General features: G+C 41.2%; 23 protein-coding genes and 1 tRNA gene. 5 read left to right on the plus strand and 19 right to left on the minus strand.

Features of this window, described 5'->3' with window-relative positions; genetic code table 11:
- Window positions 1–21: 21 nt before the first annotated feature.
- From F612_RS0104360 to F612_RS0104380, 5 genes are all read right to left on the minus strand, one after another.
- Window positions 22–480 carry an FKBP-type peptidyl-prolyl cis-trans isomerase gene (locus F612_RS0104360; RefSeq protein WP_019556534.1) on the minus strand — a complete coding sequence of 153 codons (459 nt, stop codon included), beginning with the start codon at window positions 478–480 and terminating at the stop codon, window positions 22–24.
- A 40-nt stretch (window positions 481–520) separates the two neighbouring features.
- A complete protein-coding gene (locus F612_RS0104365) occupies window positions 521–1780 on the minus strand; it encodes a GGDEF domain-containing protein (RefSeq protein ID WP_019556535.1) in 1260 nt (419 codons plus the stop codon).
- A gap of 129 nt (window positions 1781–1909) precedes the next feature.
- The gene (locus F612_RS12175) at window positions 1910–2362 is read right to left on the minus strand and encodes a hypothetical protein (protein WP_157760455.1); all 453 of its coding nucleotides are present in this window, start codon (window positions 2360–2362) and stop codon (window positions 1910–1912) included.
- A gap of 114 nt (window positions 2363–2476) precedes the next feature.
- The gene (locus F612_RS0104375; RefSeq protein ID WP_019556537.1) at window positions 2477–2791 is read right to left on the minus strand and encodes a hypothetical protein; all 315 of its coding nucleotides are present in this window, start codon (window positions 2789–2791) and stop codon (window positions 2477–2479) included.
- Window positions 2792–2840: 49 nt separating this feature from the next.
- On the minus strand, window positions 2841–3149 hold the full coding sequence (locus F612_RS0104380) for a hypothetical protein (RefSeq protein ID WP_019556538.1): 309 nt from the start codon (window positions 3147–3149) through the stop codon (window positions 2841–2843).
- A 227-nt stretch (window positions 3150–3376) separates the two neighbouring features.
- Between F612_RS0104380 and F612_RS0104385 the strand changes: the two genes are divergently transcribed.
- Both F612_RS0104385 and F612_RS12180 read left to right on the plus strand, forming a co-directional pair.
- Entirely contained in the window at window positions 3377–4684 is a 1308-nt protein-coding gene (locus F612_RS0104385; protein ID WP_019556539.1) for a glycosyltransferase, read from the plus strand.
- Between the two features lie 40 nt (window positions 4685–4724).
- On the plus strand, window positions 4725–5024 hold the full coding sequence (locus F612_RS12180; RefSeq protein ID WP_019556540.1) for a VF530 family protein: 300 nt from the start codon (window positions 4725–4727) through the stop codon (window positions 5022–5024).
- Between the two features lie 25 nt (window positions 5025–5049).
- Here the strand turns inward: F612_RS12180 and F612_RS12905 are convergent, their stop codons facing one another.
- From F612_RS12905 to F612_RS0104450, 12 genes are all read right to left on the minus strand, one after another.
- Window positions 5050–5475 (minus strand): c-type cytochrome, encoded by a 426-nt coding sequence (locus F612_RS12905; RefSeq protein WP_019556541.1) that lies wholly within the window; start codon window positions 5473–5475, stop codon window positions 5050–5052.
- Window positions 5476–5571: 96 nt separating this feature from the next.
- Window positions 5572–6093 carry a c-type cytochrome gene (locus F612_RS13325; protein WP_019556542.1) on the minus strand — a complete coding sequence of 174 codons (522 nt, stop codon included), beginning with the start codon at window positions 6091–6093 and terminating at the stop codon, window positions 5572–5574.
- A 163-nt stretch (window positions 6094–6256) separates the two neighbouring features.
- Complete coding sequence (locus F612_RS0104405; RefSeq protein ID WP_019556543.1) at window positions 6257–8854, minus strand: methyl-accepting chemotaxis protein; 2598 nt, start codon at window positions 8852–8854, stop codon at window positions 6257–6259.
- A gap of 27 nt (window positions 8855–8881) precedes the next feature.
- On the minus strand, window positions 8882–9760 hold the full coding sequence (locus tag F612_RS0104410) for a sensor domain-containing phosphodiesterase (protein ID WP_019556544.1): 879 nt from the start codon (window positions 9758–9760) through the stop codon (window positions 8882–8884).
- A gap of 34 nt (window positions 9761–9794) precedes the next feature.
- Window positions 9795–10136, minus strand: coding sequence for an EAL domain-containing protein (locus F612_RS0104415; protein ID WP_019556545.1), 342 nt, complete (start codon window positions 10134–10136; stop codon window positions 9795–9797).
- Window positions 10137–10184: 48 nt separating this feature from the next.
- Entirely contained in the window at window positions 10185–11042 is an 858-nt protein-coding gene (locus F612_RS0104420) for a hypothetical protein (RefSeq protein ID WP_019556546.1), read from the minus strand.
- A 109-nt stretch (window positions 11043–11151) separates the two neighbouring features.
- Window positions 11152–11946, minus strand: a complete 795-nt coding sequence (locus F612_RS0104425) for an ABC transporter ATP-binding protein (protein ID WP_019556547.1) — start codon at window positions 11944–11946, stop codon at window positions 11152–11154.
- A 28-nt stretch (window positions 11947–11974) separates the two neighbouring features.
- On the minus strand, window positions 11975–12973 hold the full coding sequence (locus F612_RS0104430; protein ID WP_019556548.1) for an ABC transporter permease: 999 nt from the start codon (window positions 12971–12973) through the stop codon (window positions 11975–11977).
- A gap of 79 nt (window positions 12974–13052) precedes the next feature.
- Complete coding sequence (locus tag F612_RS0104435) at window positions 13053–14447, minus strand: CmpA/NrtA family ABC transporter substrate-binding protein (RefSeq protein ID WP_019556549.1); 1395 nt, start codon at window positions 14445–14447, stop codon at window positions 13053–13055.
- A gap of 363 nt (window positions 14448–14810) precedes the next feature.
- Window positions 14811–15962, minus strand: coding sequence for a CmpA/NrtA family ABC transporter substrate-binding protein (locus F612_RS0104440; protein WP_019556550.1), 1152 nt, complete (start codon window positions 15960–15962; stop codon window positions 14811–14813).
- Window positions 15963–15974: 12 nt separating this feature from the next.
- A complete protein-coding gene (locus tag F612_RS0104445; RefSeq protein WP_019556551.1) occupies window positions 15975–16571 on the minus strand; it encodes an ANTAR domain-containing response regulator in 597 nt (198 codons plus the stop codon).
- Window positions 16572–16613: 42 nt separating this feature from the next.
- The gene (locus tag F612_RS0104450) at window positions 16614–17219 is read right to left on the minus strand and encodes an ANTAR domain-containing response regulator (protein ID WP_026329628.1); all 606 of its coding nucleotides are present in this window, start codon (window positions 17217–17219) and stop codon (window positions 16614–16616) included.
- Between the two features lie 466 nt (window positions 17220–17685).
- Here F612_RS0104450 and gnd point away from each other — a divergent pair, with 466 nt between their 5' ends.
- From gnd to pgl, 3 genes are read left to right on the plus strand one after another with little or no spacing between them, the layout of a single operon-like run.
- Window positions 17686–18606, plus strand: coding sequence for a phosphogluconate dehydrogenase (NAD(+)-dependent, decarboxylating) (gnd, locus tag F612_RS0104455; RefSeq protein ID WP_019556553.1), 921 nt, complete (start codon window positions 17686–17688; stop codon window positions 18604–18606).
- Window positions 18607–18625: 19 nt separating this feature from the next.
- A complete protein-coding gene (gene zwf / locus F612_RS0104460; protein WP_019556554.1) occupies window positions 18626–20191 on the plus strand; it encodes a glucose-6-phosphate dehydrogenase in 1566 nt (521 codons plus the stop codon).
- 3 nt (window positions 20192–20194) lie between these two features.
- Window positions 20195–20860, plus strand: a complete 666-nt coding sequence (pgl, locus tag F612_RS0104465; protein WP_019556555.1) for a 6-phosphogluconolactonase — start codon at window positions 20195–20197, stop codon at window positions 20858–20860.
- A gap of 265 nt (window positions 20861–21125) precedes the next feature.
- Here pgl and F612_RS0104470 read toward each other — a convergent pair whose 3' ends face one another.
- Together F612_RS0104470 and F612_RS0104475 are read right to left on the minus strand one after the other, a co-directional pair.
- Window positions 21126–23756 (minus strand): glycosyltransferase family 2 protein, encoded by a 2631-nt coding sequence (locus F612_RS0104470; protein WP_019556556.1) that lies wholly within the window; start codon window positions 23754–23756, stop codon window positions 21126–21128.
- A gap of 438 nt (window positions 23757–24194) precedes the next feature.
- Window positions 24195–24281, minus strand: a tRNA-Leu gene (locus tag F612_RS0104475).
- Window positions 24282–24284: the final 3 nt, after the last annotated feature.

A 24284-nucleotide genomic window follows, 5' to 3' on the forward strand; every position in this document is an offset into this window, starting at 1 on the left:
TAGGCGTTCTATCAGCACGCTTTAACCGCCGTTATTATGGATGGCTTTAATCGTTGCCGTAAACACCACCGTAGCATCCGCTAAGGGGTGATTAAAATCGATGATCACAGAATTGCCATCAACTTCATGCACTGTCCCTGGAATTTCTTCTCCCGTTGGGGTTTTGAAGCCAATGACATGTCCTGGATTCAAATCAATCTCTGCTGGAAACTCACTGCATAACATGGTTTGAACGTTATTGGGGTCAGACAAACCAAAAGCACGTTCTGCCCCTAGTGTAAACTTCGCTGTTGTCCCTAACTCTAAACCCACTAACATCTCTTCAATACGATTCAAAAAGGTGCCATCGCCCAGTGTAAATCTTAGCGTTTCACCCTCTGACGTCTCTTCTACAATGGTTTTATCGACCAACGCTAATTGAAACTCAATCTCAATGTCACTGCGCTCTTGAACAATTGGCAAAGGACTTTTTATGGCCATGATGTTTTCCTTATTTCTTCTATCTAAAAATAGTCTTAAATTATGAAATTTTACTCGGGGCCTTACTATTATTTGCTTTAATGGCTTTTGCCGTCGCTCTGGGTGAACGACTATTCACCTTATTGGGGGGAGAAAGACTTTCAACAACTTTATTCCGTCCTGTTTTCTTAGCTTTATACAAACCTTCATCTGCAAACTTCAAAACGGCCTCCGGCACTTTATAGATTTTGTCATTTTCGGCAAGACCAATACTGATCTTCACTTGAGTTTGCACTGGTTTGCCATTCGCGATAAATTCTAAACTTTCTGCGGCGATGGCTGCGCGTAAACGTTCTAGTTCAGGCAAGGATTCTGCCGCCGTTTTACCTGCAAAGACTAAGGCGAACTCTTCTCCTCCATACCGATAAGCCCTACCGCCTGAAACGGTGTTAAGAATTGAGGCCACGGTACGCAAGACTTCATCGCCGATGTCATGCCCGTAGGTATCATTAAAACTTTTGAAGTGGTCGATATCGACCATTGCAATGCTGTATTTTCGACCTAAACCTAAAAAGGTTTCATAAAGCGCACGGCGTCCCATAATTCCAGTTAACTCATCCGTATACGCAATATGATGCGAGTCGAAAATAACTGAGAAGATAATAATGGTCGCAGAAATCATTGAAAACCAAGCCAACATGCCCGGCTGGAAAAAGGCATTTAGCCCATAAGCCATCAACAGCAAGATGACCACAACGGCATGATATAAAACTTTAAAACGGTGATAACGTAATTTAAAAGACAGTACAAAACCGGCCAATAAAAACATTAAACTGCTCGCAAACGGCAACTGAATGACTTGAGAACCTTCAATAACACGTAAACTTAATGGTTCAACCCACTGGAGAGACAAATCCGTCATTAACCAATAAATAGCTATACCTTGAACAATAAACACCGATAAAACAGCGATATCAAAACGTTTATTGTAAATCCCTTTTTCAGGCAATAAAATCCAAAGCAATAAATTCAGCGGTAGTAGAAAAGCCAAAATAGGAAACAAAACGGCGCTCGATAAATTCATCTCTGAAGGCGCTGCGAAATACGTCAATAAGCCGTTAAGCAAACCAATCGACATTAACACGAGAAAAGGCTGAATTCGGTTTAACCACAAACTAATAAAAATGCCAATTGCCACAACGATATAAAGTGAATAGCTCAATAATGAATGCCATGCAACGGGCCAAAAGGCGATCTGCGTCGATTGCCAAATAGAAAACACAACGATACTAAACAACCAAATATAATGCTTTATAACCATAGACCAAGACCTTCTCTTCTCTTTACCGGTACATACTTTAAATTCAAATACAAAAAAGCCACATTATGAATAATGTGGCTTTTGTTGACAGACTTTAATCCAGTCTAATTTTATTGCAAGACAGAGCATTTAACTTTGGGTTTTTCCAAAGAGGGTGAACGGTTCATAAGGAACATCTTCACACTTTATGTTCCACTCTAAAGTATAACCACAACCATTTCCACCAACACATTGCTCATGTGAATAGGCAAATTCCCCCGCCTTCTTAGCTTGACGGGACTGGTAAGTATAGCCTTTAGGACAAGATTCTCTGGCTTTAGCGCGCATAGCAAGACTATCCAAACTGCCAACTGGCTCATAAAATAGCTCTGACAACTTAAAGTTATCATCATCTATTTTTTTAACCTGAACGTCGCTTGTCATAGATTGCAACTTATCGCTTAAACTGACGACACCTTGACCCACCGCATCCAAACCACCGGTTACACTAGAGCATCCCGCTAACAACGTTAAACTGATTGCTAACAAGGATGTTTTAGCCGAGGTTTGCATAAAGGACCCTTTGAATTCAACCATCTTCATTATTACTGTTCGCTCTACGTTAAGAATGAAAGAATCATATCAAAAATCAGCCGACCACAGGTGATTTTCTTACATTGTCGCCTCTACTCAGAGGCCCAAATAAATCACCTAACATTACTGTTTAATTGACTGTCCAGGAAAAGCCTCTTCTTTAACGCCAATTTCAGCAATCACGAAACATAAATTAGTATGAACTTTTTTGCCATCAATCAAGATAGAAGTCCCGTCAGAATCTTCCGGGTTGATTCTCACATCACCCTGATATACTTTAATCAACTTACCTGTCATGCAACTGTATAACTCAACAGTTCTCTCTAAACCCACCCAATCGGATTGAAGGTTTTTTGCGCTGTTGGCGACTTTATCGCACCCCGTCAAAAAAGAGGTACTTAACAGCAGGCTCAGTGATACCCACATTATTTTCTGCATTTTTTCTTCCTCTGAGTTCTAACGAACGGCTAGAATTTATAAAGCCACTCTATTGTTGTGGTATACCATTCTCATCAACATTAGGCTTTGAAGGATGTTTCGCACTCTCTTTTACATCTTTCCAGGCTTCTTTATAGGTTTCTTTATCGCCTAATTTTTTTATATCGTCTATCGGCTCTTCGCTTGACTCTGTTACTTCTTCTTTCACATCTTTTGCACCATCGGTCACGGAGTTCCAAACAGAGGAAGCGGCATCTTTAGTCTCACCCCAAGTATCACTCCACCAACCAGCTTGTGCATTCAAAGAGACAGAACTGATTAAAAGCGCTCCAAGCGTCATTAATAATTGCTTTTTCATTATGTTTATCCTATTTTTTATTTAACGCCCAATTAACTTAACCTGTAAAGATCACGGTTAAAAGTCTTGAATATACTTATTCAGTACAGACATTACCATACCATTCAAAATGCAACCACATTTTGTTTGCAACTTGTTGATAAAATAGTTTACAGAATAGTTACCAGCTCTGATTGAAGCCATTAAAATATCTTTATTCAAATCCCTACACATTTAAACTGAGCACCATGTCTTCTAAAACGTCTTCAAAAACACTCCTAATCATTGGCTATGTCTGGCCTGAGCCTAATTCATCTGCGGCAGGCACGCACATGATGCAGTTGATACATTTTTTTCTAAAACAAGGCTGGTCTATCACTTTTGCCAGCCCTTGCAATCTCGGAGAGCATAAAGCTGACTTATTGAGCCTAGGGATTAATGAACAATTAATTGAGTTGAATAATGAAAGCTTTGATCTGTTTATTCAACAACTTCAACCAGGCCTGGTGATTTTTGATCGCTTCATGATGGAGGAACAATTTGGCTGGCGTATTGAAAAACAAGCACCTCACGCAGTCCGAATTCTCAATACGGAAGATTTACACAGTCTAAGAGCGGTTCGTCAACAGCTTATTAAGGATTATCTCAATACCCAGCCTGACATAACTGATTTACAAAAGGTGCCATTGCACGATGCGCAGCGCCTTTTCGAGAAGATGGCCACCTCGGATCTCACCAAACGAGAAATTGCCGCCATCTTTCGCTGTGACTTAACCTTGATGATCTCTGAATTTGAGATGGACCTGCTGCAACAGCAGTTTCAAGTGCCTATTCGTCAGCTAATTTATCTGCCATTTCAATATGAAAAGCTACCGACAAGTGCACTCAAAGCATTCGAAATGCGTCAACATTTCATAGCCATAGGCAATTTTAGACACGAGCCTAACTGGGATGCCGTTCTATGGTTAAAACAAGAAATATGGCCTCTAATTCGTCAACAACTTCCACGAGCTGAACTGCATATTTATGGAGCATACCCCAGCAAGAAAGCAACCCAATTGCATAATCCTAAACAAGGATTTCACGTCATGGGATGGGCTGAAAATGCATTTGATGTCCTCTCTCAAGCCAGGGTGTGTTTAGCCCCTTTACGTTTCGGAGCTGGGATCAAAGGCAAGCTTGCTGAAGCAATGCTTTGCGGAACGCCTAATGTCACGACTTCCATTGGCTGTGAATCGATGCAAATAATAAACTCAGAAGCCTGGGGAGGTGCGATTGCCAACCAACCACATGAATTTGCAGAACAAGCTGTAAGGTTATACCAGGATGCTGCAGTGTGGCAAAAGGCTCAAAAACAAGGTTATAAAATCGTGACTGATCGCTATTTACAAACCCCAACAAGATCACAACTTCTATTAGATAAAATCAATGAATTAATGACAGACATCACTACGCACCGAACGGCCAACTTTATTGGCGCGATGCTAAACCACCATCACCATAAAAGCACACAATATATGTCACAATGGATAGAAGTTAAAAATAGACTAGAATAACCTCAAATCTCACTCAAGCAGATGCGGACCTAAATACAGTATGAATAACACAACAGAAAAAGCGAAATTAACCATCACAGCTCAAGACAGAGTTCATCCAAAAGACCCTTTACATGGTATCTCTTTAAAAGAGATTGTGACAAGCCTTGAAGAACATTATGGTTGGGAAAAACTCGCCTCGTTAATTCCCATTAACTGCTTTAAAAGTGATCCAAGTATTAAATCAAGCCTGACCTTCTTAAGAAAAACGCCTTGGGCGAGAACGAAAGTTGAAGAGCTCTATGTAAAATCGAGTCAAAACTGGGGGAAATACAAGAAAGCCGCAGTCGATAAGCCGTGAGAACCACGACTTCAAAAGGATGTTATTATTTTAACGTAGTGATAAATTCAGAGACTTGGTCAATGCCTTGTTCACTAAGAACACCTGCCATTGAAATCATGACGCTGGCATTAACACCTCGTGGCTCTCCACTCTTATAAAGGTTAAGCTTGGTGACCAACTCTTCTTTACTTTGGTTGTTAATCCGTGGACCAATACCACCGTCACCTTTGATACCATGACAGCCTAAACAAGTCACATACAACCTCTCGCCAGGGTTGATCGTGCTTATCAAGAGTTTTGATGTCTGCGGAAGCTTAAACTCTTCGGTTGTTGCATTCTGTTCAGTACAGCCTGAAAGCACCCATAAACTACTGATCAACAAGAGAGCTAATAACGGTTGAATATATGTTGAAATCAAACGGAATGACAACGATTTTGATTTGAGGGTAGATTGATTGCGATAAGTCATACGGCATCTCCAAAACGCATTGTTAAATACAAAAAAGGGCTCTAAAGAAATCTTTAAGACCTCCTTAGAACCCCTATTTGACCAAAACGAATCAACTTATTTTAATGTAACGACATACTCGGCAATCGCTTTCATATCATCCTCTGACAAACCAGCCGCCATAGGCGCCATCATACCTGTCATAGGTCCCATCTGCTCACCCGCTTTGTATTTCTTAAGTTTCGCGACAATGTCTTCAGGTTTTTGATTATTTAAACGCGGTCCAAGTCCACCTTCCGCTTTAGCACCATGACAACCGACACAAGTTGCATAGATTTTTTCACCATTGGGTGCAGCAGCAACTTCTTTAGCCATTTCAGCTTGTTTTTCGACAACTGGGGCTGGAGCAGGTTTAGGAGCAAGCAGAGGTGCTGGTTTAGGAGCCGGCTGAAGTGCGGGTTTTGGTGCTTCAACAACGGTAGGCTGTTTCACATCCATAGCACTTTGTTGTGTTGTGGCTTTGTTAGCCGATGACGCTTCATCTGTATCACTGGAACAGCCCGTACTTAATACGACTGCACCGCTTAGTAACGCGTAAGAAACTAAGCGTGTAACCTTTGTATTTGAAATTCTTTGCATGGTATTACCCTCTAATTTTGACTATTTTTCTAGCTGAACAACCGTCTAAAAGACGTACAAATACCCAAAATGAGTACTCTATGTTTGCACAGTGTATAAAGGTTTTTGAAACTTCTCAAGCTTAACACTTAAATAAGTATAAGTATTTATTAAAACCAAATGCTTAAGCGGCAAGTAGAACAACTTTTTTACTAGCCGACTGGTTAAGCTTATTCAAAGCAGCATCCAATTCATTGGTAATCGTCACAAAGGCATCAAGCAAACTATCTTTTTCTTTTAACATATCAAAAGTCATTGAACTCTTCGATTCTTTTATTAAAATAATATCCTGCACCAATTTGTGCTGCCTCTGATGTAACTCTTGGGCTTTAATAAACTCAGGCAAAGCCTGAATTGAAGAATCTGATTGTATCAAGCTCCCTAAGACTTTCCCTACGCCAGACTTGAGAGGATCTACTGCAGCCTCCATATCCACAACCACATTTATACCATTCAAATAGGATTGAATGTTCGTACGCCAGATGCGCATAGACTGCCTTACATCCGACATGCGAATCCCATGCAAAGGTGGTGTCACCTGGGTTAAATCCTGTGCCTTACTGTCATCTATTTGGAACTTACTGGTTTCACCGTTCAACAGCACGGCTTGTTGTTTTAAAGATTCCGCAGCGGCGGACGTTTCTTCAACCAAAGCCGCATTACTTTGAATATTTTGATCTAAATGACTAATGGCTTGAGCAATTTCTGTTACCGAATGTTGTTGTTCACCAATTGACAATACGACCGAACTCAGTGCTGAGCCGATATGTGTAACGCTTTCATTAACCACTTCGAAAGCTTGGTTTGTCTCCTGAACTTTATCCACGCCTTCTTTTACCTTAATGACAGATGCATCAATGAGTTTTTTAATGTCTTTAGCAGCATCAGCAGACTTTTGTGCAAGTGAACGTACCTCTCCAGCAACCACGGCAAAACCACGGCCATGCTCACCGGCTCTTGCAGCTTCCACCGCAGCGTTCAAGGCCAGTAAATTTGTTTGAAATGCAATGCCGTCAATAATACTGATTATATTTGCAATTTTCATAGACGTTTCTTGAATTTCTTCAATCGCATTGACGGTCGCACCCAAGGCAAGTTTTGCATTATTGTTTTCTGAAATAGTACGGCTTGTTAAACCGTGGACAGCATTCAGTTCAGTTGTATTCTCTTTTTGTAAACCGTGTACCATTTGCATTGACGCATTGATTTGCTCTAGGCTAGCCGCTGCTTGCTGGGTTCTATCAGACAAGTCCAAAGCAGTATTAGACGATTTATCGGCGGCTGTTCTTACGGTATCTGTTGCCTGTTTTATATACCAAACAATGACACTCAAATTATCTAATGAGACATTGGTTGCCCCTTTCATCGCCGCTAAAGACCCCTGTAGATCCTTATCTACCCTGCCACGTAAATCTCCGGTTGCCAGTTTTGTCATGACAAAAACGGTGTTTTCAATAATGGCATTAAATTCTGCCAATAATGAATTTATGTTGTTTGAAGTGTCTAAGAAGAATCCACTTAAATTTTCTGTTTCTATATGTAAATCCGTGTGTCCAATAGAAGCAAGTTCTAGCGTCGACCGCAAATTGCTCTCAATACTTCTTTGCTGAGTCAAATCTTGCCATTCTATGACGGTTCCTATCTGTTCACCCATCTCGTTAACGACCGGTTTAACTTTTAGGTAAACGGTTAACTCTCCAAATGTTTCTTCAAAACTTTGCATGTTATTTAATTCCCTAAAGCAGGCTTTATCAAAAATTTCGAGTAATTGGGCACCCACAACATTTTCGATTGAAAAATCAGTGCAACAACTTGGAAAAGTCCTCTCTTGTCCAAAAAACAGCGATTGTAATTCATTATTTAAATAAATAACCACACCCGCTTTATCAACCATCATGACATTCGCAGAAGCACTGTCTAGTGCAGATTTTAGACGAGTACTTCGATTCAATTTTGATTGCGAATCGTCATACATAGCGCCCAATTGCACCTGCATCATTTTTACTGCAGAAACCAATTTACTTAATGAATGTTTACCATAAAAATTCACCTGGCCGGTAAAATCCCCTTGTCGCATATTATCCATTAACACTTTAGCCTTACCTAGACGGTTAAAAACGTATTTTTTACCTGCCCAAGCATAACCATAAAAACCCACAGCAACAATTGCGACCCACTCAACGGGCAAACTCACCAGGCCTGCTTGAATTAATACCGCAAAACTTCCTAATAACCCAATCATCAATAGCATGAGATTAATTGGGTGAAAATGGTTGAACAAGCAAACTTTTTGCAAGCGGTTTATAGAATAACCATTTGAGATCGATTTTTGACCTCGCTGTATTTCTTTATACCATTGTGTCGTTAAGACTTTAGCTTGTGAACTTATCGCTCGACTAACAGATAAATACCCCACCACAGAACCATCTTCTAATATGGGTGTTGCATTTACTTCAACCCAATAATAACCGCCATCTTTACGCTTATTTTTGACCACTTGGACCCAAGGCTTTCCGGCTTGCAAAGTTTTCCACAAATCTTTAAATAACTCTTTTGGAACATCAGTGTGACAAATAATGTTGTGAGGCTGTCCAATCAATTCATTTTTGGTATAACCACAGGCTGCCTCAAAAGCATCATTCACTTCTATAATAAGGCCATTTAAGTCTGTTTTAGACACAATTGAACCCAAACTTTGAATATCCATTTCCATATTTTCCATGACTAGTGACTTCCTTTAACTTTATGCTTAGACAGTAATCTGTACAGATTCCGTAGATTTATCGTGATAAGCCATATCAAAACACACTACAACGATCACACCGTTCGCCCGCACAACTTTTGAAATGGTTAAACACAATTGCATATCAATCAACGATCGATAAGGCTTTGAAACATAAATTTGGTCAGGCTGTTGCATTGCTTTGACGAAATATTGGCGATTTTTCCAACACAACCCCTTGCCTTTTCGGAACACTTCTAGACGGCCAATGATTTCATCAGAACTGTCTTCATCGCTAATTTGATAACCACATTCGTCCAACACAAAATTGCGTTTTACAAAAGACAATAGCCCTATTTTGGCCATTTCTTCCTCAAGAATTTCCTGACTGTGGAGGCCTTCTAGACTGGCAAAAAATGCTTCATAACCTTTTCTTTGTATTCCTCGAACAAACGCTTTTTCTCGAAGATAGTCAGGATAAGACTCAATGACATCCTTCACTAGCTCCTGGCCTTCAAGAAGCTTGTCAAACGTTTTACAGGGTCTAGCAAAATAAAATCCTTGCACTAAGTCCACCCCAACATCCATCGCTAATAAGGCTTGTTCTTTAGTTTCGATGCCTTCTAATAAACAGACACTGCCAGCTTCTTTAATCAGTTTTGTGAGATTACGTAAAACACTTTGACTACGTAAACTCTTGGTTGCTTCTAATAAAACACCCCTATCAAGCTTCACGATATCCGGTTGTGCCTTCCAAATTCGATCTACATTAGAGTGCCCGGCACCAAAATCATCTAATGCAATAAGACACCCTAATTTTCTAAGAACCAAAATAATCTCTTCAAATAAAACCTCATCACTAATTTCACTTTCAACGACTTCAATGACGACTTCATAACCCTGCATCTTAAACTTTGTAATTAAATCGCCCAGGCAAATGTCACTTAGGTTCGTCACCCCCCTGGAAATCTAAATTTAAGAACAACCAGCTGTTCGGTATTTTGGAGGTTTGCCAGTTGCGTAAATGAAGTGTATTCAATCGTTGGCTAAATTCAGCATTTGTAAGTTCATTAGGGACACGTAAGCACTCATTAACAGATACTTGAAACCCTGTTTTCTCTGATCGTCCACGCACCAATGCCTCAGCGCCAATACAAGCTTGGTTAGAAAAGCTATAAATTGGTTGAAAGACGGAATAGAGTTCTTTTCCCTCCATTTCCATTACATTTAGTTTCGACTTAACAAGTTGACTCTCTATAATGCCTTGCGGTCTAACATTCATCGTTATTCATCCAATACCTGTGTTGTAAACTGCATCAATTGCTTAGTATTATTTCTCACTAATTACAAACTTACTGTAAACCGAAAGTGATAAAATAATTAAAGACACGCCAATAATCAGATAAAGTGCATAAATCATTTGACTTGGATCATCCAATGCAATCTTAAAGACCACCATCAAGGCTTCGATAGAGAGCGCGATAATAATCGCCGTTAAAAACTTAAGCAGCAACCTGCTTTCATCTTTCTTATCAGAGTAGGCCTTAAAAAACACCTCTCGTTCTAACAATGTCTTAGCCAAATCAAAAATAGCCAACCCCATTGTCAATGCAATAATTGGTTTAAAAACACTTTCTAGACTGTAATTTTCAGGCGCCAATAATTGAGATGACAAGTAATCATAAAAGGCATAACCAATCGACATTAAAGAGAAAAACATTAATGAAACGCCAATAGCCAAGTAAAAATACTTGGTCACTCGATTAAATATACTGTGGCGTTCCAGCACACCAAATAATGTCAATAAAATGGTTATATTAAAATCAAAGAAAAAGTATTGATCTCCTATGGAATACATCAGAGTGACACAGGGCTCACCTGTAGCGGAACTAATATAAGGCGTACTAATCGCCACATTTTCATCTCTGGCTTCAACCTTAGAGATTAAATACGTTCTATTTTTACCGATTGAACTTTCATCAATAGAACTTCTTTTAATATTTGGGGAGGTTTGATTATAAGACTGATCTGCAATATAGATCAGCTCTAGACTTGGGAAAATAGCAAATAACTGCTTTATTTCAGGCAAGCCAGATTGCGCGATATGACCATTAGTGCGAATAGTTTCAATTAACAACTTCTCTATTTCCAACCTATTCTGGTTGTAGAGGGTAATCACTTCTTGCATAAGACCTCCTTGTCTATTGTTGTAATTAGTTAAGCGTCTTAAGCTAAAATCTTTCTTTCAAAAAACTAGACGGTTTAACTTAACGCCTTAAAATAGTATTTAAAATGACTTAGTGTTCGACCTTTCTTTGCTTTTCATATAAAAATCGCATCACCTCTGAACGATAATGGTTATAAGTTGGGTCATCAGCCAGTGCCAACCGATCTCTTGGATGTGGTAAATCTATTTTTAAAATTTCACCAATGGTTGCATTTGGACCATTAGTCATCATGACAATTCGATCTGATAACAAGACCGCTTCATCGACATCATGGGTAATCATAATCACCGTGTTATTTAACGCTTTCTGTATCTCCATCAAGGAATCCTGCAAATGCGCTCTCGTTAATGCATCGAGAGCCCCAAATGGCTCATCCATTAGCATCACTTCAGGCTGCATCGCTAAAGCTCTGGCAATCCCAACACGTTGTTTCATTCCACCAGAGATCTCGTCAGGTCGTTTATGCATCGCATGATCCATATGAACGAGTTTTAAGTTGTACTCAATCCACTCTTTTTTCTCAGCGGCCGTTTTACTTTTCTTAAAGACTTGGTCAACGGCTAATTCGACGTTTTCATAAGCACTCAACCAAGGTAATAAAGAATGGTTTTGGAAAACGACCGCTCTTTCTGGACCGGGTGAATTCACTTCACGTCCATCTAAAAGTACACCACCTTCCGTCGCTTCATAAAGCCCGGCAACAATGTTTAACACGGTTGATTTACCACAACCTGAGTGACCAATCAGAGAGACGAATTCTCCTTGATCAATTTTTAAATTAATATCTCTAAGGGCTCGAAAAGGCCCTCTTGGGGTTGGAAACTCAATTCCAACATTGGTTAATTCTAAGTGGACTTCTGACATTTAAATTCTCCTAACCCTATTGGCTTTATTAACGCAATGTTGCTGACTTATCCCAAGATACGGCTTGCTGAATCATCAACATGCCTCTATCTAAAATAAATCCAACAATACCGATTACAACCACTGCAACCATAATGCGTCCTAAAGAATCAGAACTTCCATTTTGGAACTCATCCCAAACAAACTTACCTAAACCAGGGTTTTGAGCCAACATTTCTGCTGCAATCAAGACCATCCAAGCAATACCAAAAGAGATACGTAAACCGGTAAACATCATAGGAATTGAGCATGGCAGCACAATTTTTCGAATATGAGTCCACCAATTTAAACTCAGTACTTGGCTGACATTTTTAAGATCTTGAGTCACCGTGGCAACGCCAGCAGCCGTATTAATAATGGTTGGCCACAAACAACACAGTAAAACCGTAAACATAGAGTTTAAGAACGCCTTATCAAACATAGGATCATCCGTGACATAGACAGCCGAGACCACCATGGTGACTAAAGGTAACCAAGCTAAGGGAGAAACGGGTTTAAATATTTGAATAATAGGATTAAATGCGGCATAAGCATTACTACTTAACCCAATAACAATGCCAATCGGTACGGCAATCAAAGAGGCTAGTAAAAAACCACTAATGACAGTAACTAAACTACGACCAATCTGGTCAAAAAAAGTAGGTGGACCTGTGTAATCACGGACTTTAACCTCTGCTTCTGAATTGGCGGCCAATTTTTTCTCATTACGAACATATTGTCGTTCGTAAAATGCCTGCTCTTTTAGAGAAGAGGCTTTAGCTTCATCCACTAAAGAAACAAACTGTTCATAGGTCTGTTGAGGGCCTGGAAACTGACCTAAAGAAGTATGGATATGGGATGCAGCACCTTGCCAAATGAGCAGAAAAACAAAAATACCTGTTAAAGGCAAACCAACCATCTTCACTATGGCATTAAGCTGACCTTTACGATTCTCGCCAATAACCAGTTTATAAAAGGGCTCGATTGTTGGCCATTTTAAAGGATTCATATATTTCACCTTTGAATGAGTTGAATACTCAAAAATACTCTATCAACACACGGTGCCAATAGAGTCATTTATGATTGAATTAAAGTTTAGTTGAACCCTTAAGTCCGATTGTCATGCTGTCAATATAGGCATTCGGTTTAGTACCATCATAGGGAACACCATCCATAAAGTCGTTTTGAACACCACGGAAACCATCTGATTCAGACACACCAGGGAAGTCAGTTTCTTTAAATTTACCGTCAGCAATCAACTCATTAACGGCTTGTTTGTAAATATCAGGACGATACACCTTTTTAGCCATGTCTTTGTACCAAGAATCCGTTTTCTGTTCAGAAATTTGTCCCCAACGACGCATTTGAGTCATGTACCAAATGGCATCTGAATAGTACGGATAGGTTGCGTTATAACGGAAGAACACATTGAAATCGGGCTCAGAACGCTGATCCCCTTTTTCATATTCAAATGTACCCGTCATTGAATTAGCAATGACTTTGTAATCTGCTCCAACATAGTTTGATTTAGATAAAATTTTCACTGCTGCTGGACGGTTTTTATTGTTTTCAGCATCTAACCAATAGGCTGCTCGGATCATTGCTTTAACGACACGAATCGTTGTGTTTGGATACTTCTCATAGAAATCTTCACGCAGTCCAAATACTTTTTCAGGATTGTTCTTTTGAATTGAGTTATCAGAGATCACTGGGACACCAATGCCTTTAAAAACAGCTTGCTGATTCCAAGGCTCGCCAACACAGTAACCTTCAATCGTGCCAGCCTCCATAGTCGCAGGCATTTGAGGTGGCGGCGTAACAGAAAGCAAAACGTCAGCCTCCAACGTTCCTGCCGTATTGCCCCTGTCAGGTGCATAAAAACCTGGATTTAACCCCCCTGCGGCTAGCCAATAACGTAGTTCATAATTATGTGTTGAAACAGGAAAGACCATACCCATTTTGAAAGACTTACCAGCGTCTTTATAAGATTGTACGACAGGCTTTAAAGCTGAGGCGCTGATGGGGTGTACAGGTTTGTCGCCATCCATCTTGACGTACGGCTTCATTGCAGCCCAAGTCTTGTTGGAAACCGTAATGGCGTTGCCATTTAAATCCATTGAGATAGGAGTAATAATATTTGCTTTGGTGCCGTACCCCATTGTCGCGGCAATCGGCTGACCCGCTAACATGTGCGCACCGTCCAACTGGCCGTCAATAACGCGATCTAAGAGTACCTTCCAGTTGGCTTGCGCTTCTAACTGAACATAGAGCCCTTCATCTTCGAAATAACCATTTTCAGCAGCAATAGCTAAAGGTGCCATATCCGTTAATTTGATAAAACCAAATTTTAACTCTTCTTTTTCGGGTGCGCCTAAGGCGTAGGCACTAGAAACATAGGCACCTGATGAAAATGCCATAACGGTACTCACTGCAAGTACGGTTTTCTTTAAGAAATGACGACGTGATGATTTGAATGCAGACATGGCAAGACCCTTCCTTTATTTATATGTATTTACTAAACTTACAAAGCTTAAAGAATTCAGATATATAAATAGAAGGGATATGATTGCTCTACAGCCCTCCCATCAATAGGAAGAATTCTAGAGCAACATTACTCGATTAACTTAGTAACAATCAAGCATACCGTAGGCCAATATTAAATTTATCATTATTTTCATGGTGTTAATAAAAATAACACAACATAACCAGTTATTTAAACATGGGTTATCACCAAAAAAGACTGCCTTACATTTATTTTGGTGCAACCGTTCTTTAGATAGTGATGAACAGAATAGAAGTTTAGAAAAGTATATGAGAAATTTAGGCGAATAATGGAAACAGAGGAACTAAAGAAAGAGATCCTCTCCCAACAAATACCTTTCATTTACCCGAGGAACAGCATGCTCTCCTTCCACTTTTGAATTTACACTCGGAACAGAAATGCCATGCGCCAACAATATTTTACGATACAAATCGGTCCGATACGTTGCTGCAACAACGGCTTTAATATCAAAATCTCCAGAAATCTGACCGACAGCCTGCATTTGTTGCAAAATCCACTCTGCATGAGATTGCCACGGGAAATTGGCTTGATGCTTAAAGGGCAGTGAAAAATTTGGAACACTACGACACGTTTTATAGACTGGGTTACAAACCTGGCCACTGAGCGCACTCTCAATACTGGACACCGGTGCATTGACATACTCTTCCATCGCCAAATAAGAGATCAATGCTGGACGATTCTCCGCGTGATCAATCCACCGACTTGCTTGATATAATGCCCAAATTAGCCTGTTATGAATATCCGAATTGTTTTTTGCCCACTCTTCAGTGACCGCTAACACTTTCTCTGGCGCATTATTCCAGATTTCACAACCCGTTATAATCGTTACACCTACTCGCCGCTTGACCGCATGCGTATTCCAGGGCTCACCGACACAATAACCATCAATAACCTCCTCCTCCAAGGCTTGAACGACGCGGGATGGCGGCACAACTAACACCTCTACATCCTCATTAATATCGACCCCTACTGTTTGCAACCAATGACTTAACAAGTAGTAATGCATCGAAAAAGGAAAAACCACAGCGAAGCGTAACTTAGCCTTAAACTGCTCTTTGCGAACCTTTATAACCTGCTTTAAAACACTGGCGGTTTTTTCAGGACACTCAATTAACTCAGGTTCGTAAGCAAGCATCGCCTCAAACAATACATTAGAAACACTTACTGCATTGCCATTCAATCCAAATGAGTATGCCGTTAGCAATGGCTTTTTAATGCCACTCTGCCCTAAGGTTGTTGCTATCAACATCGGGGCCAACATATGTGCGGCATCAAACTCACCATAGACGAGTTTATCTCGAATATTTGCCCAAGAAACCTCTTTGCAAAGAGTGACATCCAACCCTTCCTGCGCAAAAAAACCCTCTTCTTTAGCGACAATCAAAGGCGCACAGTCCGTCAATGGGCTAAACCCTACTTTTATCTTATCCAACATGCAAATAACACCTCATATCTCCATTCCTAACACGCTGATAATATTCTGCGCGACATCCGCTAAGGATTTATTTTGATCCATAGACATTTTTATAATGGCCTGATGCGCTTCCTGCTCCGTTGTATTTTTATGCTGGACTAACAACTTCTTCGCTTTTTGCACCATCTTATTAGTTTGCAATTCACTCTTTGTCTGTAATAACTCATCCTTTAAAGCTTGATACTCCCTAAATCTAGCAATCGCTACCCGCATAATTGAGCGCACTCTTTCAGGGTCTGTATTACGCGCGATATAACCACTGACACCCGAACGGATGGCCTCGCGCACAACCGTATCATTATCTTCATCCGCGAACATTACCACTGGCAATGGGTTATGCTCATTTAATAAAGAGACACTTTCTAGCATATCCCTATCTGGTGAATCGGTATCAATCACAATCATATCCGGCATAATTCTGGCAATTTGTGCCAATAAGTTTGGCCCAGGACTTAAGCGCTTGATCACTTCATACCCCTGATCCTGAAGGGCCTGACCCAACAGTGCCGAACGCGCGGTATCAGTATCCACCAAGACAACTCTTAGAAACTCACCCCAATCCTTAATCACTGAAGCCACTCTTCATGTTTAACAATATAATTAAAACAGGCATCATGCAGACAAAGCCACTATGACATCGCAAATTTCATGTGCGACAATGGATATTTTTTTACCTTGATCCATCGCCAGTTTGCGCATAGTCTTATATGCTTGATCTTCTGTCATTTTCTTGTGCTCCATCAATAATCCTTTTGCCTTTTCAATCACCGCGCGCTCGGACAATTTATTTTTAACCTGCGCCAACTCCTTGCGTACTGCGAAACATTCATTGAAACGCGCCATCGCCACATCAATAATAGGCCTAATTCGATTAGCATCCTTACCATCCACAATGTAAGCCGTCACTCCAACTTTCACCGACTTGGCAATAACCAATGAATCACGTTCACAACTAAAACAGACGACAGGAAGCGGGCAAAATTGATGCACAATCGCAAATTGCTCAAACAATGCTGTTGAGGGTTTTTTTACATCCAAAACAATCAAGTCCGCAGACATTTCATTCAGAACATTTAACACATTAGAATCAGTCGAAATTATTTTGATCTGGGTAATACCTGAACGCCTCAGCCCTGCTTCAATCTCATGCGTATTAGCAACCTCATCACTGACCAGTAGCACTTTAAAATCTGCTTTCACAATATCAATCTCCATCATTAAGAACCTATTTCATAAAGCTTATCCAAGCCCATAAAAATTAAACATTTTAAATACAATCACTTAACTATTTATTAAGCCTTTATTAAGGCAACATCTAATAATATTGCACCCTAAACTCTTAGAGCTGCATTAACATGGTGCACTACTGCCCTTGTTCGTACATTTTAAAAATCTATGGCTTCAAACAATCGAGAACTGCACGCAGAATTTAAGTGAAAGAATAAAAACAATTTAAATAATCAGCTCTGGTTATTTATAAATTTCCGCTTTTCTTCTGCGTAATTACCTGTAGAATTAAAAGTAAGTTTGCAGCGTCGCAAACACCTAAATATTGGCTAAATCTGCCACACCTCTTCTAAAACGAATGCAGTGTCACCCGACTAGCCATGCTACCTAAGCATCCAACAAATAAATTTTTTCGTATTAAAGACATAAAAATATTCGATCAAATAAGGAGATTGACATGAAATTAGCAATGATTGGCCTAGGCAGAATGGGAGCAAATATGGTTCGACGTCTAGCAAAAGATAATCATCAGATCGTTGCCTACAATCGCTCAGAGCAAGTTGCAATTGACCTGGCAAAAGAAGATGAAAATATACAAGCGGTTACCTCATTTAAAGCCGTTATTGACAACCTAAGCGCACCGCGCATTATCTGGTTAATGGTGCCACATGAACACGTTGATACAACCATTGAAACCATCATTGAAGCGGGATTAGAGCCGGGTGATTTAATCATTGATGGCGGTAATTCAAACTACAAGCAGTCTCAAAGACGCGAGTTGGAGTTGGAAGCAAGAGGTTATCGTTTTATGGACAGCGGAACCTCTGGCGGCGTCTGGGGTTTAGAGAATGGCTACAGTCTAATGGTTGGTGGTAAAAAAGAGACCGTTGCCTTGGTTGAACCCGCCCTGAAGTCTCTGGCCCCTTCATACGATACGGGTTGGGGACATGTTGGACCTGCTGGCGCTGGGCATTATGTCAAAATGGTTCATAACGGAATTGAATACGGCATGATGCAAGCGTTTGCAGAAGGCTTTGAACTGATGGAAGATAAGCCGGGCATGGATTTAGACATGACGCAAATCTCACAAATATGGCAACACGGCAGCGTGGTTCGCTCATGGTTACTCGACTTAATTGCAGATGCCATGAAACAGGATGTCGCCTTAAGTGGCTTAAGTGATTATGTGGATGACTCTGGCGAAGGTCGCTGGACAATTGAAGCCTCTATCGAGCAAGCGGTTCCTGCACCCGTTTTGAGCTTGGCATTGCAAATGCGCTTCCGTAGCCGACAGGAAAATACCTACTCTGGCAAGGTTCTCAATGCGATGCGCGCAGGTTTTGGTGGGCACTCCATTAAACCAGTAAAAAACAAGTAACCTTACGGATGGACTTGAGATGACAAAGCGAAAAGCAAGCAAACAGCCCTTGGAGGCTGAAACCCACGAGACCGGCAATGAAAGCATTGTGCTAGCAAAAGCAGCTGATCCATCCAATATTGTTATATTTGGTGCCACCGGTGATTTGACCAAACGTAAGCTTATCCCTTCCCTTATTCGTATGCTCGATTGCGGATTAGTGCACAAAGACAGCCGAATTATTGGACTGGTGAATAAACGGAGCAAAGAAGAGTGGATTCAAATCCTCTTTGATGGTCTGGTGGAAATAGACCATGCCATTATTAAAAGCCCAAAAAAATGGAAGGCGTTTACCGAAAAATTGATTTTAGTGCCTGGCGACTTAAACCGGGATAAAAGCTATTCACTGCTAGCCGAAGCCATCCTTCCTCTAGGCAACTGCAAGCAAAAAAACGCGATGTTTTACTGTGCTATCCCCCCTGCTTGGTATGGCAAAGTCGCACAAGGTTTAGGAAAAGCAGGTTTAGTGTCAGAAGCCGAAGGTTACCGTAGAATTGTCATTGAAAAACCCTTTGGTATGAACCTGGAAACCTCTTTGGCGCTAAACGCTGAGTTACAAGCCGTTTTTAATGAAAATCAAATTTATCGAATAGACCATTATTTGGGAAAAGAAAGTGTCCAAAACCTATTAGTCTACCGCTTTGCCAACGGCATTATGGAACCACTCTGGAACCGAAACTACATTGATAATATACAAATCAATGTCTCTGAAACATTAGGCATTGAGTACCGCGCACAATATTATGAAAAAGCAGGCGCCCTACGTGACATGATTCAAAGTCATCTCATGCAAGTCATGACTTTAGTGGCCATGGAACCGCCGGTCGAATTCACAGAAGACGCTGTACGTGATGAAAAAATCAAAGTCCTACGTGCGGTACGACGATTTAAACCCGAAGATATTGACTCATTAACGGTTGCCGCTCAATATGCAAAAGGGGTGATACGTGGTGAAATCAAACCTGCCTACGTTGCAGAAGAAGGTGTCTCTCCAGACTCTGTCACTGAAACATTTGCGGCAGTACGCTTTCAAATTGATAACTGGCGTTGGCAAGGCGTTCCCTTTATTTTAACCTCTGGAAAACGTCTGCCGTGTCGAATGTCTGAAGTCATCATTCGCTTCAAAAAACCGCCTTTTAATCTCTTTAATGAACACGCTTCACTGCCAACCTCCAACGCACTCATTTTCAGACTACAACCAGACAGTGGCATCGTCTTAAGAATAAACGCTAAAAAACCAGGTCAAACCACAGACAACGAAGTCATGGAAATGCATGCTCCTTATGCGAATACCGATGCGGTAGCGGATGCTTACGAAGTCCTTATGCATGATGTACTGACAGGAGATGGCACGCTGTTTTCTCGGGCAGATGAAGTCAATGAGTCCTGGGCTATTATAGAACCTATCCTAAATGCTTGGAAAAACCGGGTCTCAATTGATCGTTACCCCGCAGGAAGTTGTGAGATTACAGCAATGGATAAACTTACCAAAGACTGTTTGTGTGGCTGGTACCAACCGGGCCAAGATCAGAGCAACGAGGAGTAAGTAATGGATCATTATCATATATATGACAATACCGAGCAGCTCGCGGAAGCCGCTGCTCATTTTATCGTTCAAAAAATCAATGAATGTTTACGTCATCAGCCCCGCTGCCGAATTGCACTGCCTGGAGGTAACACCCCAGCACCTTGTCTAGACAAACTCTCAAGGTTCGCTCTACCATGGGAGCAAATAGAGTGGTATATGGGGGATGAACGCTGTCTGCCTTCAGGAGATCGCGAACGTAATGATAGCATGGTGTCTAAAACACTTTTTAATGGACAAGGCCCCTCAAAAAAGCACTTTTACCCAATTAAAGCTGAATTAGGTGCCGAGGAAGCGGTTAAAGACTACCAACCCAAAATAGAGGCTTTCGATGCGTTTGATATAGTTATTTTAGGCATGGGAGAAGACGGTCATACAGCCAGCCTATTTCCCAATAATAAGGCATTAACGAGCCAAGATTCGGTGGTTGCGGTATTCCATGCGCCAAAACTACCAGAAGAACGGGTTTCCTTAAGTCTAAACACACTCATCAAAGCAAAATACCGCATTGTTCTAACATCTGGTGAGAGTAAAAAAGAGGTCTTGAAAAGGTTGACGATGGGCGAAAAACTTCCCATCAGTCTCATTGGCCCTAAACATTGGTTTCTAGACCAAGCCGCTATAGGTTAAATTTTCTCCATTCAAGCCCGTCAAAATGATGGACTACCCCCACCTAATGATTGAACACTAATTTCAAACGAGACACACCTAATCAGGTTACTTTACCACCCTACACTTGAGGGCAAACGCTTAGCACATGGTGGAAGCTTCTCTCATCAACTATTGAGGTGTATTGTGAGCGATTTGATTCAAAACTAGGTCGCCCTATTTAACCAGGCCTGGTCAGTTCAAGTCATCTTTACGTTTTTTCTCACTCGCACATTTTGCAAGCGAGTTATTCAAGCGGCGGAGTGACGGTATGACACGCTGATTTGTTGGCTTCAACCCCCACCCAAGCCGCAGATAATTTAGGCATAGCACTGATTAAAGACAAAATCAGAGCCGCTAAATAAGGAATGATTTGAACGACCATAACGATTATCCATAATGTCGTTTCAAATGAGTCCAAGCCTACACGCCAAACAATCAACCCCATCAAAACCAGCAAAAGAGTTGCCATAAAGGTTTCCATCCTGGCATCAATGAAGGCTTGGGTAAATGCTAGCGTATCCGCCTGTTTTGGCGTGCGTACAAAAGGCATTTGACGGCCGATGAATAAACCAGACAATACCGCCATTGCAATCGCGTGGGACAAAGCTAAACCAGCAATTGCCGCGCATAAGGCGGTTATAAAAGAGGTTTTCACCTGCCCTATGTACAAAATTAGCATTTTGATGACTTTGAACCCAAAAAACGCAATCGGAATCAGTGAAAAAATCATCTGCGGTGCGTTGAATTCAATGGGATTGGCAATCATCAAAGCAGACCAGACGATGGCCATCAGCGTGAAAATAAAGTTAAAACCATCCGCAATCCAAGGCAACCATCCCGCGACAAAATGATAACGCTGACCAGACTGGAGCTTGGTGCTTTTCCAGTGCAGCAAGGCTTTAGAATGTTCACGCAAAATCTGCATAGCACCATATGCCCATCGGTATCGCTGCTGCTTATAATCAATAAAAGTATCAGGCATTAAACCTTTACCAAAACTCTGTTCAACATAGGCCGCCTGGTGACCATGCTCAAAAATTTTCAACCCTAAGTCGGCATCTTCGGTAATCGTCGTTTCACCCCAACCACCTACTTCTTCGAGTACACTCCGACGCACAATGGTCATAGTGCCGTGCTGAATAATCGCATTACGCTCATTACGCGTAACCATACCGAGATGAAAAAATCCTTTATACTCTGCATAACACATCGCTTTAAAAGCATTTTGTTGATGATCACGATAATCTTGCGGTGCTTGCACAATGGCAATCTCAGGGTTGATTAACTGGGCCGCAAGCTGTCTTAACCAACAAGGCTCAACCATATAGTCGCTGTCAATCACGGCAATGGCTTTGGCTTCAGGCACGGTCTGTTTTAGGGCAAAATTCAATGCACCTGCCTTATAACCCGCGAGTGGAGACTCATGAAAAAATCGGAAGCGTTCGCCCAGCAGCAGACAATGGGCTTCAACGGGTTCCCAAACCTCTGGATCCTGGGTGTTATTGTCGATCACAATGACTTCAAAGTTCGGGTAATCCATCTCAGCTAACGCATTTAAGGTTTCAATCATCATCTCTGGCGGTTCGCTGTATGCTGGAATATGTACCGAAACAAAAGGCAAGTTTTCATCGGTCGTCTCTGTCTCGATCAGCACCCTTCTGCGAGATTTATACCAAATCGCCTCAGCCCACTCATGTGCTTCCGTTAAAATCACCACCAAAACACCCACAACACCTAGCAACAGTAGTACACCCACCAGAGCACTTACCCAGCTTTGATAATGGATTGAATAATCATAAACAAGCCATACAATCACAGACGAAGCCATGAACGATGAGCCCACCAAAAATCCACGACCACGGTTATCCAAAGTTGAACTATCGATGAGTAAAACCATAATCAAAAAAATGGCCAACAAGACTGAAGATGCCGCAAGCAATCGCCACTCAGGCACGGCAATAATAGAGGAACGAAATTCAAATTTTGCTTGGCGGTTAACGTCATATACTCCCCAATAACCGCCAACAGAGCCTTCTAGGCGATCTTTCCAGGGTTGGTCAAAAGCTTCCATGATATAAAAGGTATAATTTTCCTGATTGGCTCTTTCAATAAAACGGCGCAAGAACTTCGCCTCATTCGATTTAGACGCCGAAGCTTCCTTGATTGAGCGCCCACTACTTGGCCAACCTACCTCGGCAATCACAATAGGTTTATTAGGGAAAGTAGCTTTCAATAGATTCATTTTCTCAACGATATAATCTGTTGCTGAATCCATTGCAATACCCTCCCAAAATGGCAGCATATGGACGGCAAGGTAATCTACATGTTCAGCTAATTCAGGGTGCTTTATCCATATATCCCATGGTTCAGCAGTACTCACTGGAACGTCGACTTTACTGCGCAATGCATCAAGATAAGCAATCATCTGTTCTGGTGTTAAGTCCTTGCGTAATACCGATTCATTTCCCGCCATAACCCTAACAATATTGTAGGGTTTGTTTTTGACTATGCTCACGAGGCTATCCAGCTCAATTTGATTGGTCTCGAGATTGTCATCCAGCCAAGCACCAAGAGCGACATTAATTTTATACTTACTTGCTAAAGCCGGAATTTCACCAAAAACACCGTTCACCGTATAGGTACGAATGGCATGAGTTGATTGTGACAAAATCTGTATATCTTGTGCGACGGATTCACGTGAAGGATAAAGACTTGTAAACGGACTCTCGCCTTCTTGATAAGGAGAAAAAGCGAAACCGGGTATTTTATTAGGCCATGGTGGCTCTTGGCTTGGATTGTTAAAATAACCCCACAGACCAAAAACAAATAAAACAAATGCAAGTACAATTAAATAAGTATGTTTAGAACCAGTCATTATTTGCACTCCTAGAGATGACAGCATACGAGGGTATATTTGACTATTCTCACCCATTTAGTGCCTTTTGGGGAGTTGAAACTAAAATAGTTTAATTTAGGCTGTTCATTTTAGACTAAATAAACCGACATCAAACTTGCGGATAATACACAGATTGAATGCTTGTTCGAAAGATTAACGCGCATGACTTGCTGTTTAAAGTATAGCACTCCACCATGAGAGACAGCGTTGTGTAAAGAGAAGGTGTTCATGTTCGATTTACTTGAACTGAACATTGAGCAGAACAATCTGTCAGTCAGGCATCACTTATACATAAAACGCATATCTAAGAAATGGCTAAGCTAGGCAAGCCTGCTTTGTGAAGTTCCCCGTTAGAATCACTAAATTTCAGACATAAAAAAACCCCGTAAGCCATTGAGCTTACGAGGTTTTAGAATATGGTGCCCAGGGCCGGACTCGAACCGGCAAGGTGTTGCCACCGGGGGATTTTAAGTCCCCTGCGTCTACCAATTTCGCCACCTGGGCAGA

The sequence above is a fragment of the Thiomicrorhabdus arctica DSM 13458 genome, assembly GCF_000381085.1.
Classification (GTDB): Bacteria; Pseudomonadota; Gammaproteobacteria; order Thiomicrospirales; family Thiomicrospiraceae; genus Thiomicrorhabdus; species Thiomicrorhabdus arctica.

Excerpts from the sequence above, each read along its gene's own strand:
- zwf (WP_019556554.1), top strand. The coding sequence starts at position 18,626 with ATGACAAAGCGAAAAGCAAGCAAACAGCCCTTGGAGGCTGAAACCCAC.
- F612_RS0104420 (WP_019556546.1), bottom strand. The coding sequence starts at position 11,042 with ATGCAAGAAGTGATTACCCTCTACAACCAGAATAGGTTGGAAATAGAG.
- F612_RS12905 (WP_019556541.1), bottom strand. The coding sequence starts at position 5,475 with ATGACTTATCGCAATCAATCTACCCTCAAATCAAAATCGTTGTCATTC.
- F612_RS0104440 (WP_019556550.1), bottom strand. The coding sequence starts at position 15,962 with ATGTTGGATAAGATAAAAGTAGGGTTTAGCCCATTGACGGACTGTGCG.
- F612_RS0104385 (WP_019556539.1), top strand. The coding sequence starts at position 3,377 with ATGTCTTCTAAAACGTCTTCAAAAACACTCCTAATCATTGGCTATGTC.
- F612_RS0104360 (WP_019556534.1), bottom strand. The coding sequence starts at position 480 with ATGGCCATAAAAAGTCCTTTGCCAATTGTTCAAGAGCGCAGTGACATT.
- pgl (WP_019556555.1), top strand. The coding sequence starts at position 20,195 with ATGGATCATTATCATATATATGACAATACCGAGCAGCTCGCGGAAGCC.
- F612_RS0104365 (WP_019556535.1), bottom strand. The coding sequence starts at position 1,780 with ATGGTTATAAAGCATTATATTTGGTTGTTTAGTATCGTTGTGTTTTCT.
- F612_RS0104410 (WP_019556544.1), bottom strand. The coding sequence starts at position 9,760 with ATGCAGGGTTATGAAGTCGTCATTGAAGTCGTTGAAAGTGAAATTAGT.
- F612_RS0104435 (WP_019556549.1), bottom strand. The coding sequence starts at position 14,447 with ATGTCTGCATTCAAATCATCACGTCGTCATTTCTTAAAGAAAACCGTA.
- F612_RS0104405 (WP_019556543.1), bottom strand. The coding sequence starts at position 8,854 with ATGGAAAATATGGAAATGGATATTCAAAGTTTGGGTTCAATTGTGTCT.
- F612_RS0104375 (WP_019556537.1), bottom strand. The coding sequence starts at position 2,791 with ATGCAGAAAATAATGTGGGTATCACTGAGCCTGCTGTTAAGTACCTCT.
- F612_RS12180 (WP_019556540.1), top strand. The coding sequence starts at position 4,725 with ATGAATAACACAACAGAAAAAGCGAAATTAACCATCACAGCTCAAGAC.
- F612_RS13325 (WP_019556542.1), bottom strand. The coding sequence starts at position 6,093 with ATGCAAAGAATTTCAAATACAAAGGTTACACGCTTAGTTTCTTACGCG.
- F612_RS0104470 (WP_019556556.1), bottom strand. The coding sequence starts at position 23,756 with ATGACTGGTTCTAAACATACTTATTTAATTGTACTTGCATTTGTTTTA.
- F612_RS0104425 (WP_019556547.1), bottom strand. The coding sequence starts at position 11,946 with ATGTCAGAAGTCCACTTAGAATTAACCAATGTTGGAATTGAGTTTCCA.
- gnd (WP_019556553.1), top strand. The coding sequence starts at position 17,686 with ATGAAATTAGCAATGATTGGCCTAGGCAGAATGGGAGCAAATATGGTT.
- F612_RS0104415 (WP_019556545.1), bottom strand. The coding sequence starts at position 10,136 with ATGAATGTTAGACCGCAAGGCATTATAGAGAGTCAACTTGTTAAGTCG.
- F612_RS0104450 (WP_026329628.1), bottom strand. The coding sequence starts at position 17,219 with ATGATGGAGATTGATATTGTGAAAGCAGATTTTAAAGTGCTACTGGTC.
- F612_RS0104430 (WP_019556548.1), bottom strand. The coding sequence starts at position 12,973 with ATGAATCCTTTAAAATGGCCAACAATCGAGCCCTTTTATAAACTGGTT.
- F612_RS0104380 (WP_019556538.1), bottom strand. The coding sequence starts at position 3,149 with ATGAAAAAGCAATTATTAATGACGCTTGGAGCGCTTTTAATCAGTTCT.
- F612_RS12175 (WP_157760455.1), bottom strand. The coding sequence starts at position 2,362 with ATGAAGATGGTTGAATTCAAAGGGTCCTTTATGCAAACCTCGGCTAAA.